The organism is Polaribacter marinaquae (assembly GCF_038019025.1).
GTDB classification, from domain to species: domain Bacteria; phylum Bacteroidota; class Bacteroidia; order Flavobacteriales; family Flavobacteriaceae; genus Polaribacter; species Polaribacter marinaquae.
In genome coordinates, this window is sequence record NZ_CP150496.1 from 659,357 (window position 1) to 676,564 (window position 17,208).

At 29.9% G+C, this 17,208-nt stretch carries 12 protein-coding genes; 5 read left to right on the forward strand and 7 right to left on the reverse strand.

Annotated elements, in window-relative coordinates:
* Window positions 1-7 precede the first annotated feature (7 nt).
* A complete protein-coding gene (locus tag WG950_RS03140) occupies window positions 8-3,661 on the forward strand; it encodes an AAA family ATPase (RefSeq protein WP_340934111.1) in 3,654 nt (1,217 codons plus the stop codon).
* 178 nt (window positions 3,662-3,839) lie between these two features.
* Here the strand turns inward: WG950_RS03140 and WG950_RS03145 are convergent, their stop codons facing one another.
* From WG950_RS03145 to WG950_RS03155, 3 genes are read right to left on the reverse strand one after another with little or no spacing between them, the layout of a single operon-like run.
* The gene (locus WG950_RS03145; RefSeq protein WP_340934112.1) at window positions 3,840-4,166 is read right to left on the reverse strand and encodes a hypothetical protein; all 327 of its coding nucleotides are present in this window, start codon (window positions 4,164-4,166) and stop codon (window positions 3,840-3,842) included.
* Window positions 4,163-5,008 carry a sulfurtransferase gene (locus WG950_RS03150; RefSeq protein WP_340934113.1) on the reverse strand — a complete coding sequence of 282 codons (846 nt, stop codon included), beginning with the start codon at window positions 5,006-5,008 and terminating at the stop codon, window positions 4,163-4,165. The genes WG950_RS03145 and WG950_RS03150 overlap by 4 nt, the downstream gene beginning before the upstream one ends.
* 12 nt (window positions 5,009-5,020) lie before the next feature.
* Window positions 5,021-6,349 carry a dicarboxylate/amino acid:cation symporter gene (locus tag WG950_RS03155; RefSeq protein WP_079738667.1) on the reverse strand — a complete coding sequence of 443 codons (1,329 nt, stop codon included), beginning with the start codon at window positions 6,347-6,349 and terminating at the stop codon, window positions 5,021-5,023.
* A gap of 123 nt (window positions 6,350-6,472) precedes the next feature.
* Between WG950_RS03155 and WG950_RS03160 the strand changes: the two genes are divergently transcribed.
* Window positions 6,473-7,108, forward strand: a complete 636-nt coding sequence (locus tag WG950_RS03160; RefSeq protein WP_340934114.1) for a DUF937 domain-containing protein — start codon at window positions 6,473-6,475, stop codon at window positions 7,106-7,108.
* A gap of 70 nt (window positions 7,109-7,178) precedes the next feature.
* Here WG950_RS03160 and bshA read toward each other — a convergent pair whose 3' ends face one another.
* Together bshA and WG950_RS03170 are read right to left on the reverse strand one after the other, a co-directional pair.
* Window positions 7,179-8,306 carry an N-acetyl-alpha-D-glucosaminyl L-malate synthase BshA gene (gene bshA / locus WG950_RS03165; protein ID WP_340934116.1) on the reverse strand — a complete coding sequence of 376 codons (1,128 nt, stop codon included), beginning with the start codon at window positions 8,304-8,306 and terminating at the stop codon, window positions 7,179-7,181.
* Window positions 8,307-8,448: 142 nt separating this feature from the next.
* A complete protein-coding gene (locus WG950_RS03170) occupies window positions 8,449-9,294 on the reverse strand; it encodes a transketolase (RefSeq protein WP_079738664.1) in 846 nt (281 codons plus the stop codon).
* Window positions 9,295-9,617: 323 nt separating this feature from the next.
* On the opposite strand from WG950_RS03170, the gene WG950_RS03175 reads away from it, so the two are divergent.
* Together WG950_RS03175 and WG950_RS03180 are read left to right on the forward strand one after the other, a co-directional pair.
* Window positions 9,618-11,303: a helix-turn-helix domain-containing protein gene (locus WG950_RS03175; RefSeq protein ID WP_340934118.1), complete on the forward strand. Its 1,686-nt coding sequence runs from the start codon at window positions 9,618-9,620 to the stop codon at window positions 11,301-11,303.
* Window positions 11,304-11,392: 89 nt separating this feature from the next.
* On the forward strand, window positions 11,393-13,081 hold the full coding sequence (locus tag WG950_RS03180; protein WP_340934119.1) for a helix-turn-helix domain-containing protein: 1,689 nt from the start codon (window positions 11,393-11,395) through the stop codon (window positions 13,079-13,081).
* Here the strand turns inward: WG950_RS03180 and WG950_RS03185 are convergent, their stop codons facing one another.
* Both WG950_RS03185 and dnaB read right to left on the reverse strand, forming a co-directional pair.
* Window positions 13,082-14,266, reverse strand: coding sequence for an asparagine synthetase B (locus tag WG950_RS03185; RefSeq protein ID WP_340935224.1), 1,185 nt, complete (start codon window positions 14,264-14,266; stop codon window positions 13,082-13,084).
* A gap of 147 nt (window positions 14,267-14,413) precedes the next feature.
* Window positions 14,414-15,928 (reverse strand): replicative DNA helicase, encoded by a 1,515-nt coding sequence (gene dnaB, locus WG950_RS03190; RefSeq protein ID WP_340934120.1) that lies wholly within the window; start codon window positions 15,926-15,928, stop codon window positions 14,414-14,416.
* Window positions 15,929-16,066: 138 nt separating this feature from the next.
* Between dnaB and WG950_RS03195 the strand changes: the two genes are divergently transcribed.
* Window positions 16,067-17,137 carry a DUF3810 domain-containing protein gene (locus tag WG950_RS03195; protein WP_340934121.1) on the forward strand — a complete coding sequence of 357 codons (1,071 nt, stop codon included), beginning with the start codon at window positions 16,067-16,069 and terminating at the stop codon, window positions 17,135-17,137.
* Window positions 17,138-17,208 lie beyond the last annotated feature (71 nt).

Consider the following 17,208-nt stretch of genomic DNA (forward strand, 5'->3'; position numbering starts at 1 on the left):
TCTAGATATGAAAATTTTAAAAATTGAATTACAAAATATCAATTCCTTAAAATCTGATACTCCTATTTGTATCGATTTTGAAAGTGAACAATTTAGAGATGTTGGTTTGTATGCCATTACAGGCGCTACAGGTGCAGGTAAAACCACTATTTTAGATGCAATTACCATTGCCTTGTACCATAACGTACCTAGGTTTAACGGTACAAAAGGGACACTTTTAGATGTGGTAAGCCATGGCGCAACAAACGCGTATAGTAGAATTGTATTTACAAACAAAACGGCTTCTTTTGAGGCTTTTTGGGGTATCAAAATTGCTGACAAAAATGGAAAACGTTACAAAAACGCCAAAGAAGAAGTAAGCTTAAAAAACTTAACGACAGGTGCTATTTTAGCAACTCAAAAAAGACAACTATTAGCAGAAGTGCTAAGAGTTTCTCAATTAGACTACAACCAATTTTTACGATCTGTAATGCTTGCCCAAGGTGAGTTTGCTGCATTTTTAACTGCCAAAGGACCAGAAAAAGGAAAGCTTTTAGAGCAAATTACCGGCGAACAGATTTATAAAAAAATTGGACAAGGAATCTTAGAACGAAAGGCCAAAGAAGAAAATACCTTAAAAGAAATTCAGGCAAAAATTAATGCGGATGATATTTTAAGTGAAGAACAAAAAAAGGAATTATTAGAAGACAGTAAAGGGATTGATTCCGCGATTCTAACAGCTGCAAATGTTATTAAAACATCGCAAACCGTTGTAGACTGGTATACAGAGTTTTCAAAATTGACAAAAGCAAAGGAAGAGAATGAAAAAAATGCCGATGCTATTGAAAAATACGTTAAAGAACAAAAACCGAAATTAGACGCCTATGCTTTGCACGAAAAAGCATTGCCTTTTAAAGAAAAGATAAAAGAATTAAAAGAGCTAGATACTGCTATTCTAGAAAAAGAAAAAGCAAAGGGCAATTTAGATAAAGAATTAAAGGATTTACATCCTAAAATACTGCAACTAGAAAAACAGGTAACCGCAGATACCTTGGCCTTAAAAAAAGAAGAACAAAACTTTACTGCTTGGTTGCCAAAGTTTGAAGAAATTACCAAATTAGATGCTACGCTTAAAACCGAGAAGCAGGCAAAACTGAAAATTTTAGAAGATAAAAAGGTTTTAGACGCGCAAATAAAACAAGCTACTGAAGAAAGAAATCGATTAAAAGAGCAATTAAATACTATTGAGGCTAAAATTAAGACCGCAACGAATTACATCGAAAAGAATTCTTTTTTAACCTCAGTAGCTAAAGAACTCACCAATTGGCGAGAAGATTTTTCGGCGTTAAAAACTCACCATACGGCAATCACCGAAAGTAACGAGGCTATCATTAGAGTTAACAAAGAAATTGACGCATCCGAAGAATCATTAAAAAACAAAAAACTACTTTTTGACAAAGAAATCAATGTCAAAAAAGAGCTAGAAAATAAAATAAGTCTTTTAAACAAAGACTCAGAAAAAAACACATTACAAGACATTTTACAGCTGCAAACCATTGATGCAAAAGCAGCAGAGAACTGGAAAGAATTAAAAAGCCTTTCGGAACAATACAACCTTTTACAAAAACAGGTAGCAAATACGGTTTTAGACGTAAACAAATTAACTACAGAAGAAAAGGAAGTACAAAGCAACCTTAGTGCTTTAGAAAAAGACCTAAAAACACAAGAAGCGTTGGTTACAGATGCTACTAAAATTTTAGAATTAGAGCGCAGTGTTGCCAAATACAAAGCAGATAGAGCTAATTTAAAACCAGGAGAACCTTGCGGTTTGTGTGGTGCTACAGAACATCCGTTTGCAGAAAACTCACCCGCAATTCAAATTAGCGAAGCAACCGCCACGTTAACGAAACGAAAGGAAGATTTGGCAAAACTGAACGCAAAGCAAAACCAACTTTTACAACAAAAAACTAGCATAACTACCCGAATAGAAAATACAACGCTACAATTAAAAAATAAAAAAGAAGAAATAACAGCATTAACTACAAAAGCAGACAAAATACCTGTTGCTGCTGCATTGGCTGATTCAGAAAAAATTGATGGTGAAATTCAATTGCTAGCGCAGAAATTAAAAGTTCATCAAGAAAATATACAAAAAGCCCAAGAAACTCAAAACGAAAAAGACAGACTTAGCAAAGCAATGCAACTGCAACAGCAAACATATAGTGCATTGCACACACAAATTGTTGCTTTAGAAGAACAAGTTAAACATGCTAAAAAATCAATTTCAGCGCATAACGAAAAAGTTATTACCCAAACAAAACTTAGCAAAGAAATAGAAGAACGTTTAAAAATTTCTTTAGCCAAATATGCTTTAGAAATGCCTGCTATCGCTGCTATAAACCAATTTCTAAAAGATACAGAAAACAGCATCTTAACTTTTGATGCCAAAGAAAAGGAAATAGCCTCGTTTATATCTGAACAAAAGGTATTATCCGCTAAAATAGAAGCTATAGATAGTACTTTAAAGGTAAAACATCAAGATATGGAAACCTTGCAAAAAACCTTTAAAGAAAAAGATGCAATTGCGAATAAAATTCTAGCACAAAGAGTAGCCATATTACCAATAGAAACCTCTGTAGATTCTAAAAGAAAAACATTACAATCACTTATTGAAAAACAATCGAAAGAAGAACGAATTGGTAAAGAAGCACTGCAGCATTTACAAAATTTAAAAACCAAACAAGAAACGTCTTTAGCCAACACAACAATTGATTTAGAAAAGCTAAAAGATACCAAAATTAAACTAGAAAGCAACTTTAATAAAGAAGTTGAACTTAGTGAATTTTTAACCCGTACAGCTATAGAAATGGCTCTTTTATCTGACGAGCAAAGTGTAAATTATAAAAAGTTAAAAGAAAGAATACAAGAAAATTTAGTAAAGATTAAAACCTTAAAAGAAAATAATTTAAAGGAATTTAACGCTTTAAAGGCTGCGAAAAACTTTACAACTACCGAACAAGAAAGCAAACAGTTATTAGCCACTGAAAAAGCCAAAAAAGATGCTCTTTTAACTAAAAAAGGTAAAATTGAAGAAACTTTTAGAAAAGATTTAGAAATTAAAAACAGAAATAAAGAGGTTTATAAAAAAATAGATGCTCAATCCGAAATTTGCAACGTTTGGCGCGAGTTGTTTAAAATTATTGGTAACTCAAAAGATGCGTTTAATGTGTATGTACAACGTTTAACATTAAAACAATTGTTAGATTTAGCAAATGTGCATTTGTATAATTTGAACAAGCGTTATTCTTTAAAACTAGAAGACACTTATAAACCCAAAGAAGAACTGAACTTTAATTTAATAGACCATTATCAAACAGATAGAGCTAGATTGGTAGACACTTGTAGTGGAGGTGAAAAGTTTATTATAAGTTTGGCATTGGCATTGGGGCTGTCTGATTTGGCAAGTAAAAATGTAAAAATAGATTCTCTTTTTATAGATGAAGGTTTTGGTACTTTAGATGGCAATACTTTAGAGACGGTAATTGCTACATTAGAAACTTTACAATCTCAAGGGAAAACAATTGGTATTATTTCTCATGTAGAAAACTTAAAAGAGCGCATACCCACACAAATTCAAATTACCAAAAAAAGTAGCGGAGTAAGTACAGTAAAAATTGTGTAACGCAGTATGTGCCTTTATTAAAAACAAACAACGGCTTTAAAAAGATTAAAGCCGTTGATTGATTGAGAAAAAACTTCATTACGACCCTACTTATAATTTAGTAAAAACCCCCATTTCGACTAATCCATAGAAAAAAATTTCGTACGTGCAGGGTCAGTAATGCGTTTATTTATAAATTTTAGCTAATTATTTTCTTTAAAATGCTAAAACCTTTTTTTTCATGTTCATCTACAGTTCCATCTGCAAAAAACACTTGTTTTATATTCTTTAATAATTCTTCTTTTTCGATTTGAGTAAATTCATTATCTGAAACAAAAGATTGTATTTTATCTAAATTTTCTTCATCAGAATCTACAACAACCTCTGTATGCATTCTATGAAAAGTTACTTCATCTACTTTGGTTCGGATATAATCTTGCTCTGCAATATCTTCTACATGGTTACAATGAGCTGCATATAATAATACGTAGGCTTCAAAGTCTTTTTTAGTCCAATCTAAATTCATACTTCTTTTACAATTGGTAAATTACCATTACTAGCCCATTCCGTCCAAGAACCATCGTAAACAGCTGTATTTTTAATTTCTAAAACTGCTGCTGCTAAAGCTAAAATTGAAGCCGTTATACCTGATCCACAGGTAAATATGATTTCATTTTCGTTTTCAAATTTAGTAAAAATTTTAAATAAATCATCAAAAGATTTCATTTTTCTGCTTTCTAACACAAATTTGAATGGAATATTTATAGAATTAGGAATATGTCCACTAGATAATTCTGGTCTAGGTTCTGGCGCTGTTCCTAAAAATCTTTCTTCTGAACGAGCGTCTATAATAACACTGGTGTCGTTAGACATTGCTTTATAAACAGCTGCTGTATTTTTGAGTTTATTTGGCTTAAAATCGACTGTAAAGTTCCCTTTATCACTTTTAATAGAATAGTTAGCAACAGTTGGATAGTTGTTAGCATTCCATTCTGGCAAACCACCATCTAAAACCGCTATGTTTTTAAACCCCATTAGCTGAAACATCCACCAAACTCTTGGCGCACTATAAATGCCTAAATCATCATAACAAATTATTACAGAATTGTTATTTATACCTAATTCTTGAGCTTTCCTTTCAAATACTTCTGCCGTTAAAACTGTATTTGGTAACGTTGCATTTTGATCTGAAAAAGTCTTTTTTAAATCAAAAAACAGGGCACCTTTAATACATTTCTTTGCATTGTCTGTTGTAGCAACATCCGTCACTTTAGGGATTGTACAGTCTAAAACGACAAGATTTGTATCGTTTATATGCTTGTACAACCAATCTACAGTTACTAACGGTTTTGTTATTTTTAAAGACATTTTGTAGACGTATTATTTTACTTCGTCGTAATGATCGTCCCAGTTTTTTGGAGTTGGATTGTCGTGTAATTTACCAACAGATTTGGCAACTAAAGAGGCAACAGTTGCATCTCCGGTAACATTTATTACGGTTCTACACATATCTAAAGGCCTATCTACCGCAAAAATTAATGCCAAACCAATGGCTAATTTATCTGCCGGAAAATTAACCGATTCTAATACAATTACCAACATTACCATACCTGCACCAGGAACTGCAGCAGAACCAATAGAAGCTAATAAAGCTGTAATTATAATTGTTAATTGATCTACAAACGTTAAATCGAATCCAAGCGCTTGTGCAATAAAAACTGCTGCAACTGCTTGATATAAAGAGGTTCCATCCATATTAATGGTAGCACCAACCGGTAAAACAAAACTAGATACTTCTTTATCTACACCAATGTGCTCTTCTACACGCTCCATAGTTACAGGTAAAGTAGCTGCACTAGAACTTGTAGAAAACGCCAATAATTGCGCAGGACTTAATTGTTTTAAGAACCAAAAAGGATTCTTTTTTGTAAACACTTTTACCAAAATCATGTAAAAAACAACCAATAAAAATAAACCACCAACAACGGTTGCTGCATACTTTAAAAGTGCAATTAATAAATCTGGATCATTTGAAGAAACCACTACATTAGACAATAAAGCAAATACTGCAATTGGCGCAAATAACATAATTAAATCGACCATCTTTAAAACAACTTCATTCAAAGAATCGAAAAAGTCTTTTAAAGGCTTCGATCTTTTTTCACCTATTAAAAGCATAGAGATTCCTAAAAATATTGTGAAGAAAATTACTTGTAACATCGATTTGTTGTTACTCATAGCTTTCATGGCATTATCTGGCACCATGTCTACTAAAAACTGTAAAGGCCCGCTACTTTTTTGCTTTGAAGCTTCGGCAATTTTTGCTTGCACACCACCACTATTGGCATATGTTTCTGTTAATTTTGTAATAGTTTCTTCTGATATACCATCACCTGGCTTCACAACATTAACCAATAATAAACCAATGGTAATCGCTATAACTGTTGTAAAAATATAGATTCCGATTGTTTTTAAACCAATATTTTTAAACTTAGAAATGTCTTTTAAATCTGAAATACCCTTCACCAAAGAAGCTATAATTAAAGGAACCGCAATTAACTTTAATAATTTTACAAAAATGCTTCCAAAAGGATTTATCCAATTGGCAACAAAAGTAGAACCACCGTCTACTGTTGTCATTAACAATCCAAAAAGGATACCTACAACCATTCCTATTAAAATCTTCCAGTGTAATGCTAGTTTCTTCATCTATTTGTTTAAAATTATTTCAGTGGTGAAAGATAAAAAAATAATTAAAAATTTAAGTGACTTTATTTGTATATTGTGTCATATTTTTAGAAAACATTCATATTAATTATTAAAAACATAAAAATGTCAGGTATATTAGACTTATTAAACAGTGATTTAGGAAAACAAATTGTTTCTGGTGTAGCAAGTTCTACAGGTAACGATACAAGTAAAACAGGTAGTGCATTAACAATGGCTTTACCCGTTTTAATGAAAGCAATGGAAAGAAACGCTTCTTCTCCTGAGGGTGCAGCTGGTTTAATGGGAGCTTTAACAGGTAAACATGATGGTAGTATTTTAAATAACTTAGGTGGTTTATTTGAAGGTGGTGTTGATGAGTCTGTGAAACAAGATGGTGCTGGTATTTTAGGACATATTTTAGGTAGCAAACAACAAGGTGTAGAACAAGTAATTAGTCAGAAATCTGGTTTAGATGCTGGTTCTGTAGGAAATATCTTAAAAGTTGCTGCACCAATTTTAATGGGTGTTTTAGGTAAACAAAAACAAGAACAAAACATTAGCAATTCTGGAGATTTAACAGGTCTTTTAGGTGGTTTGTTAGGTGGTAGTTCTGCGAACAACGATCAAAGCTTTTTAGAGAAAATTTTAGATGCTGATGGTGACGGAAGTGTAATTGATGATGTTGCAGGAATGGTTTTAGGAGGAAATAAGAGTAAAGGTGGCCTTGGAGGAATGTTAGGTGGTCTTTTTGGAAAATAAGTTTTCTACATTTTTAGATATAAAAAAAGCTCAAACATATTGTTTGAGCTTTTTTTATAAAGTTTAAGTGTTACTTTTTATAACAAGACTTGTATATTTCTTCGTACACAGGTAAAATACTATCTAAAGAAAATTGTTTGGTATGTGCTTTTGCATTTTGTTTAAACTGCTCTAAAGTTGCATCGTCTTTAACAATTGAAATGGCGTTTTTAGCCATGTCTTCTACATCTCCTAAATTACTTAAGTATCCTGTTTGGCCGTGAATGTTTACTTCTGGCAATCCGCCTGTATTGGTAGAAATAACAGCTGTACCTGCTGCCATTGCTTCTAATGCTGCCAAACCAAAACTTTCTGTTTGTGATGGTAATAAAAACACATCTGTATAACATAAAATTTTAGCAACTTCTGTGCTATTTCCTAAAAAGAAGACATCATCAGTAATTTTTAAATCTTTTACTAATTTTTCTGCTTTTGCTCTTTCTGGCCCTTCACCAATCATCAATAATTTAGAAGGAATTTCCTTTCTTACTGCGGCAAAAACCTTAATTACATCTTCTACCCTTTTTACAGGTCTAAAATTACTAACATGCGTAAAGATTCTTTCGTTTGGTTGTGCCAAAGCAATTCTTTTACATTCTTCTTTATGTGCATTGTCGTACTTTTCTACATCAATAAAATTGTAAATTACTTTTATATCTTTTGTAATATTGAATAACTTATTGGTAGTATCTTTTAAATTGTTAGAAACAGAAGTAACTACATCAGAATTATTAATACTGAATTCTACGGCTGTTTTATAGGTTGGATGACTACCAACCAAAGTGATATCTGTACCATGTAATGTAGTAACTACACGCACATCTAAACCTTTTTCTTTTAACATTTGCTTTGCCATATATGCAGCGTAAGCATGCGGAATTGCATAATGTACATGTAAAACTTCTAAATCGTGTTTTCTTACGACTTCTACCATTTTACTTGACAACGCCAACTCATAAGGTTGATATTCGAAAAGAGGGTATTCTTCGATAACAACTTGATGAAAATGTAGATTGTGAGATAAAAAATCTAAACGAACTGGTTGATTATATGTTATAAAATGAACTTCATGTCCTTTATTAGCCAATGCCATACCTAATTCTGTAGCTACTACTCCACTTCCTCCGAAGGTTGGATAACAAACAATACCTATTTTCATGTAATTTCTAAAAAGGTTAAAAAATTAAATTCTTAGTTGTAAAGATACTTTTAATCTTACACTATTATTCTAAATAAAAATATAAAAGAGTTTTTCAAATGCATGAAAAACTCTTTTTGTGATTTATAGTAATAGTAAATGATTAGTAATCTCCTAAAGTTGCTGGATTTTGAGCTAATGCAGTTTCCAATTGCTCGTCACTTGGTGCTTTACCATGCCACGCATGAGTATGCATCATAAAGTCTACACCGTTCCCCATTTCTGTATGTAATAATATGCAAACTGGTTTTCCTTTACCGGTTAAAGCTTTTGCTTCTGCTAAACCTGCTAAAATTGCTTCGATATCATTACCTTCTTTAACATCTAACACGTCCCAACCAAAAGCTTCAAATTTAGCTCTAATACTTCCCATGTTTAAAACATCGTCTGTAGCACCATCAATTTGCTTTCCGTTTAAATCTATAGTTGCTATTAAATTGTCTACTTTTTTTGCTGATGCATACATAATTGCCTCCCAGTTCTGACCTTCTTGCAATTCACCATCACCGTGTAAAGTATATACAATTTTAGAATCGTTGTTTAGTTTTTTTGCTTCTGCAGCACCAATACCTACAGATAAACCTTGCCCTAAAGAACCAGATGCAATACGCACACCAGGTAAACCTTCGTGTGTTGTTGGATGCCCTTGTAATCTAGAATCTAGTAATCTAAAAGTATTTAACTCTTCTACAGGAAAGAAACCACTATGAGCCAAAACACTGTAAAATACAGGTGAAATATGACCGTTAGATAAAAAGAATAAATCTTCATTTTCACCGTCCATTTTAAAATCTGTAGAATAATCCATTACTTCTTGATATAAACAAGTAATAAACTCTGCACATCCTAAAGAACCTCCTGGATGACCAGAATTTACTTTGTGCACCATTCTTAATATATCTCTACGAACCTGTTGTGTAAAATCTTGTAATTGTTGTGTTGTTGGCATTCTGTTGTTTTTGTTTTAGCAAAAGTAATTTTTTTTAATACAATAGACAACTTAAAAGCGAAAGTAAAAGAAGGGTTCGAATATTTCTTTTTCACGTAAATTTTCCCTTTTAATTATCTAAGTTTGATAATAAACCCTTCTTCAATTACTCTTCGGTGTAAATGTATTTTTTTTTGAAAGGAAATTCTAATGAAGCTAGTCGGAATTCATGAATTACGGCATACTAGGTACAAATGGGAACTTTAATCACCTGATAGCTAACTGAATAAAATTTCATTAAAATTATGTGATAAATTAAGTATTTTTGCTAAAAAAAATTAAAATTGCACATTTCTAAGTTCGTATCACTTCTATTATTTGTTGTTAGCTTTAACACAATTTGCCAGAATTCTAAAAAAATTGAAAATTATACGTTTGATGAATTATCTGAAAAATACTATAAGTATAAATTTAAAGACTCTATAAAAGCTAAAAAGTTTGCCAATTTTTATTTTAATAAAGCTATCAAGGAAAAAGATACTGTAAACGCTATTGACGGGAAGTATTATTTAAGCGAAGTTTATAAGAACGATTCTATTTACCTTAATTATTTAGACTCTTTAATTAGTAAAACTAAGTTGAATCCAAATAAAATGTATCCTACTTATGCATTTTTAAAAAAAGGAAATTTATACTTTAATAATGAATTGTTCAATGTCTCTTTAAAAAATTATATTTTAGCATCATCTAATTTAAAAAAAAATAAAAATGATAGTTTAAATTATCTTCTTAAAATTAGAATAAGTACACTTAAAAACTTTGATCAAAAAAATTTAGAGTCTCTTAAAATCTTATTAGAGTGTAATCAATACTACATAAATAATAAAAATAAAGTTTCTGATAATAAACATAGTGCTGTATTAATGAATATATCCATATTATACGCTAAGTTAAAAAAAATTGATTCTAGTAATATTTTTATAAATAAAGCAATAGAGTTTGCTTATGAAAAAAATGACAATTTCTTAAAAGGTTATTGCTATTACCTAAAAGGAAGATGTTTTTTTGAAAATGGTGCTTACAAAAAAACAATTTTAAATATTAAAAAGTCAATTCCCTACTTAATAATTGATGAAAACTATAGGAATTTATCACTTTGTTATAGTTACATTGCGAAATCTTATGAAAAACTGAACAATGAGAAAAATGCTTTAAAATATCATTTTTTAGTAGACTCATTATATATTACAACTAAAATACCTTCTAAAAAGGTTAAAAATAGTTTTAACTATATTTCTCATCATTATAAGGATAAAGGAGATTTAAAAAACCAACTTAAATATATTGAAAAACAAATTTTTGTTGATAGTATTCAAGCGTCTGTTGGAAAAAACCTCTCTAAAACATTTACAGAAGAATACGATAGACCAAAATTAATTGCTGAAAAACAAAAAATTATTTCAGAATTAAATAATGAAGTTTCTTTTTACAAAAAATTACGAATTTATATTGCGATAATTTTAATTCTATCATTTATACTATTTCTATATCAATTTAGAAAACGAAAAAAACAAGAACAAAAATTTGATAACCTTACAATCAAATTAAAGAATAAAAAAGTAGTTGAAAATTCAGCAAACTCTAATACGAATGTTCAGAAAAACTTATCAGAAACTATTATTACAGAATTGCTTGCTAAGTTAGATTCTTTTGAACAACAGCCAGAAAACTTTACAAATAATAAGCTTACCCTGAGTATACTTGCTAAAGAATTAGAAACAAATTCTAATTATCTTTCTAAAGTTATCAATCAGAAAAAAGGTTGTAATTTTTCTACGTACTTACGAAAATTGAGAATTGATTATGCACTAGATTTATTAGAAAAAGATGCTACCATTCGTAAATTTAGTATTGATGCAATTGCGAAGGAGGTCGGTTTTAAAAATGCAGAAACATTTTCAAAAGCCTTCTTTAAAGAAACTGAATTGAATCCTTCTTTTTACATTAAACAACTAGAAAAAAAGAAGTAGTGTTTTTAAAATAAACTTAAAACTTAAGCACTTGTTTACGAAAATAAATAAAAATGTATTTTCGCATTGAAAAAAGAAAAAGCACTCCTTTGAAAATAGTTTTATACATAACATCATTCCTTTTGTTTCTTGGCAGTTTTAATACAATTGCACAGAATTCTAAAAAATTTGAAAATTATACGTTTGATGAATTAAGTGATAAATATTATGAATATAAATTTACAGACTCTATAAAGGCTAAAAAGTTTGCCAATTTTTATTTTAATAAAGCGGTCAAGGAAAAAGATATTGTAAATGCTATTAGTGGAAAATACTACTTAAGAGAGGTTCATAAAAATGATTCCATATATATTGATTATTTAGACTCCATAATTAATATTTCAAAAAGTAACCCTACAAAAATGTTTCCTGCGCTTGCTTATTATCAAAAGACTTTTTTTTATTATAACAATGAAAAAACCAATGAATGTTTAAAAAATTGTCTTTTAGGATTTAAATATTTAAAACAGAATAAGAATGATAGTTTAAAATATCTTTTTCAAATAAAACTGGCAAGTATTAAAACTCTAACACGTAAAATAAATGAGTCAAACAAAATATTATTAGAAATAATTGATGAAAATAATTTAAAGCATAATATTATTAATTCAGAGAACTATTTTATTACACTTTTTAATATATCTAGAAATTATCTAAAATTAAAAATCAATGATTCTAGTAGGTATTATAATAAAAAAGCTTTACAGTTTTCCAAATCAATAAAAGATAGTTTGTTAATTGGATATTCACTGAATAATCAAGGTTTAATTCACTACTACGAAAAAGAATATTTAAAATCTATAAAATATTATTCTAAATCTTTGCCATATTTAATAGAGGATGAAAATTATAGGGCAATTTTTGATGCTTATAATTTAATAGCAAAATCATACATAAAATTAAATAAAACTAAAAAAGCTTTAAAATATAATTTACTTATAGACTCACTGTATCAAAAACAAAAAATCACTTTTTATGCACAAAAAAATAGTTATTCTTTTCTAATTAAATACTATAAGAATAATCAAGACATAAAAAATCAACTCAAATACATTAATAAATATTTAAAAGTCGATAGTATATTAAATGTTAGAAATAAAAACCTCTCTAAAACATTTACAGAAGAATACGATAGACCAAAATTAATTGCTGAAAAACAAAAAATCATATCAGAATTAAACAACGAGGTTTCTTTTTACAAGAAATCACGAATTTATATTGCGATAGTTTTAATTCTATCATTTATATTGTTTCTGTATCAATTTAGAAAACGAAAAAAACAAGAACAAAAATTTGATAACCTTACAATCAAATTAAAAAATAAAAAAGTAGTTGAAAATTCAGTAAACTCTAATACAAATACTCAGAAAAACTTATCAGAAACTATTATTACAGAATTGCTTGCTAAGTTAGACTCTTTTGAACAACAGCCAGAAAACTTTACAAATAATAAGCTTACTCTGAGTATACTTGCTAAAGAATTAGAAACAAATTCTAATTATCTTTCTAAAGTTATCAATCAGAAAAAAGGTTGTAATTTTTCTACGTACTTAAGAAAATTGAGAATTGATTATGCCTTAGATTTATTAGAAAAAGATGCTACCATTCGTAAATTTAGTATTGATGCAATTGCGAAGGAAGTCGGTTTTAAAAATGCAGAAACATTTTCGAAAGCATTCTTTAAAGAAACTGAACTGAATCCTTCTTTTTATATCAAACAACTAGAAAAAAAAGGATAATTATGTTTTTTGCTTTTTCTTCTTGGCTGCCGGAAATAAAACATTGTTTAAAATTAATCGGTAACCAGGTGAAGTTGGGTGTAAATCTAATTCGGTTTTAGGGTCTCCTACTCTATGCGTGTAATCTTCAGGATCATGTCCGCCGTAGAAAGTAAACATTCCTTTACCTTTTGTTCCGTGAATATATCTTGCTTCTCTATTCACTTTATTTTCTCCTAAAACTAAGACATTACTTTTAATTGTATTTCTATCAAAAGAAGTAGTTTGTCCCATAAATCCTTTTACTAAAACTGTATGGTTTTGTGTTAACATCGTTGGCACAGGATCCCATTTTGCAGAAAACTCTACCAAAGAAAAATAATCTGAAGTTTTAGGTATTTTACGTTTTCTTGTCATATCAATAGAAGAAAACTCGTAAGTTGTTGGGTTTTTAATTAAATCGAAATTTTTAAATGCAAAAGTTTTGTTATAATTTATTTTCGATTGATAATTTGGCGTAGACGCATCTCCATCAAACATTGCTTCTGCAATATCAATTCCGTCTGCAGATAAAGCGATATCAAAGCTATCGGTAGCAGAACACATTGCAAACATAAATCCGCCACCAACTACATAATCTCTAATTTTCTTTGCTACAGCTAATTTTTCTTCAGAAACCTTATTAAAACCTAATTCGGTTGCTAGTTTTTCTGCTCTTTGCTTTCCTTCTATATACCATGGCGTCGTTCTAAAAGAACCATAAAATCGGCCATATTGCCCTGTAAAATCTTCGTGATGCAAATGCAACCATTCGTACAACAACAACTTATCGTTTAAAACTTCTTTGTCATAAATTACATCAAAAGGAATTTCTGCATAGGTTAAAACCATGGTTACAGCATCGTCCCAAGGCATTTTGTCTTTAGGAGAATATACCGCTATTTTTGGCGCTTTTTCTAAGGTAACAGCATCTTGATTTGAAGAAGGTGCAGCAATTTCCTGTAAAATTAATTGTGATTTTGCATCTGAAATTACTTGATAAGAAACACCTCTAATTTTGCATTCATTTTCTACAATCTTATTGTTTTCAATTAAAAATGCGCCACCATCATAATTTAAAAGCCATTTAGATTTTAAACCTGCCTCTAAAGAATAATAAACAATTCCGTATGCTTTTAAATGATTTTTTTGATTATCATCACTCATAGGAACATATATAAATGATGCCCAAATTGAGTTGGAAACGAATAGAAATATAAATATTGTTAGAAGTTTCTTCATATTAAAAACTAAAATACACAATTACTTTAGAAGCAATTGTGTATTTCTATAAATTTATAAATACTTTAATACTTAAAAAGGAACATCATCATCTCCAAAAGCATCTTTTGGATCTACACCACCTTCTCCGGCAAATGGATCTTCTGGGAAATCTGCATTCATAGAAGATTGAAATTCTGAACTAAATCCTTCTTCTAAATCTGAGAATTTTGCTAAATGACCTGTAAATTTTAAACGAATATTATCTAACCCACCATTTCTGTGTTTTGCTACAATAAATTCTCCTTGTCCTTCACACGGTGAATGGTCATCGTCATCCCATTCTGTCATTCCGTAATATTCTGGACGGAAAATAAAACTAACAATATCGGCATCTTGTTCAATTGCACCAGATTCACGTAAATCTGATAATAAAGGTCTTTTACTTCCACCACGAGTTTCTACCGCACGAGATAATTGAGAAAGAGCAATAACTGGTACAGAAAGTTCTTTTGCCAAAGCTTTTAAATTTCTTGAAATCATAGAGATTTCTTGTTCTCTATTTCCGCCTGCTTTTCCTCCTGCAGTCATCAATTGTAAATAATCAATTACTAAGATTCTAACATTGTGCTGCGACACCAAACGTCTTGCTTTTGCTCTTAAATCGAAAATAGATAAAGATGGCGTATCATCAATAAATATTGGGGCATCAGACAAACGTTTTACTTTTACATTTAACTGTTCCCACTCGTGTGGCTCTAAATTTCCTTTTCTTAATTTTTCTGAAGTCAATCCTGTTTCCGAAGAAATCATACGTGTAATTAACTGTACAGAAGACATCTCTAAAGAAAAAATAGCTACACCATGATTAAAATCTATCGCCATATTTTTAGCCATCGAAATTACAAATGCTGTTTTTCCCATACCGGGTCTTGCAGCAATAATAACTAAATCTGATGGTTGCCAACCAGAAGTTAACGCATCTAATTTTGTAAAACCTGTAGCCAAACCAGACATTCCTTCTTGGTTACCAATTTCTTGAATCTTTTTTAATGCTTGCTTAACAAGCGATCCTGCATCTTCTGAACTCTTTTTTAAATTTCCTTGTGTTACTTCAAATAACTTACCTTCGGCATCATCTAAAAGGTCAAAAACATCTGTACCTTCATCATAAGCATTTTCTATAATTTCACTTGATATAGAAATTAATTTTCTTTGGATGTATTTTTGAAGAATAATACGAGCATGGAACTCGATATGCGCAGAAGAAGCTACTTTTTGTGTTAAACGAATTAAATACAAATCTCCGCCAACAAAATCTAGTTTAGCATTCTTTCTAAGTAAGTTAGATACTGTTAATAAGTCGATTGGTTCTGAGTTTTGAAACAATTCGTAAATAGCAGCGTATACTTCTTGATGCTTTTGATCGTAAAATGCTTCTGCACTTAAAATATCAATTACATCATCAATTCCTTTTTTATCAATCATCATTGCACCAAGAACAGCTTCTTCTAATTCTACTGCCTGTGGCGGGATTTTCCCTTTTTCTAGACTAATAATTTTACTCTTGTCTATCTTTTTTCCTGCGATTGCACTCGTTTTTTCCATGATTGCAAATGTACTTTTTTACTTTGTTAGATGTTTGTAATATATAACATTTATTTGTTGACAAATATTGTAAACTAAATTGTTATTATCTTGTTAATAACCAGTCAACTTCTATTTTGAATTCTTATTTTTACACATATGAATTTTAATAAAAAACATTTATTTTTAGCCTTTTCTTTGCCAATAATGATTCTTTTAGTGCAGCTTTCGGCAAAGAATAATGCGTTTATAGAGCATTATTATTCAAACGGAATTTACCCTTACATTTCTAAATTTTTAAGAATATTTTTAGGTTGGATTCCTTTTTCTGTTGGCGATCTTTTAATTACCTTTTTACTTTTTATTTTCCTTCGTTTTTTATTTCGATTAATTAAAACTCGATTTAAAAATTTTATTCCGAAAATGATTCATTTTACTGCAATTATAGCAATAATTTACTTTTGTTTTTATCTTTTCTGGGGATTAAATTATTACAGAGAACCTTTGGCTAAAAACTTAAATTATCATCAAAATAAATATACAACTGCACAATTAATTTCTACCACAACATTAATTATTAATAAGTTAAATAAATATCAATTTGAGCTAACAAATAACGATTCTTTAAAAGTTAAAAATCCGTATAGTCAAAAAGAAATGTATAAAATGGCTATTAATGGGTACAAGAACTTAGAAACCGATTTTCCGCAATTAAAATATCAATATAAATCTGTAAAAAGTTCTTTAATGAGTTTGATACAAACCTACAACGGCACATCTGGTTATTTGAATCCGTTAACAGGTGAAGCGCAAGTAAATAGTAGAATTCCGAAAACAGGATACCCAACAACTATTTGTCATGAAATGGCGCATCAAATTGGTTTCGCAGCCGAAAATGAAGCGAATTTTATTGGTTTTTTAGCGGCAAATTATAATGACGATTTATACTTTAAATATGCCAGCTACAGAATGGCTTTTAGTTATTGTATATCAGAAATTAGAAAAAGAGATTTTAAACAATATAAGGAACTTTGGAAAACGGTTAACCCTGGAATTTCGAAAGATTTTAATGCGAGCTATCACTTTTGGCAAGAATACAAAAACCCATTTGAACCAATTATAAAAAAAGGCTATAACTCTTATTTAAAAGCAAATAATCAAACAAACGGAATTGAATCTTACAATTATGTTGTCGATTTATTAATCACCTATTTTGATGATATTGAGTAGATTTCATTTTCTTAAATTTATGTTAAATTAACCACATTTAACAGTTAACAAAATGCTACTAATTAAATTTA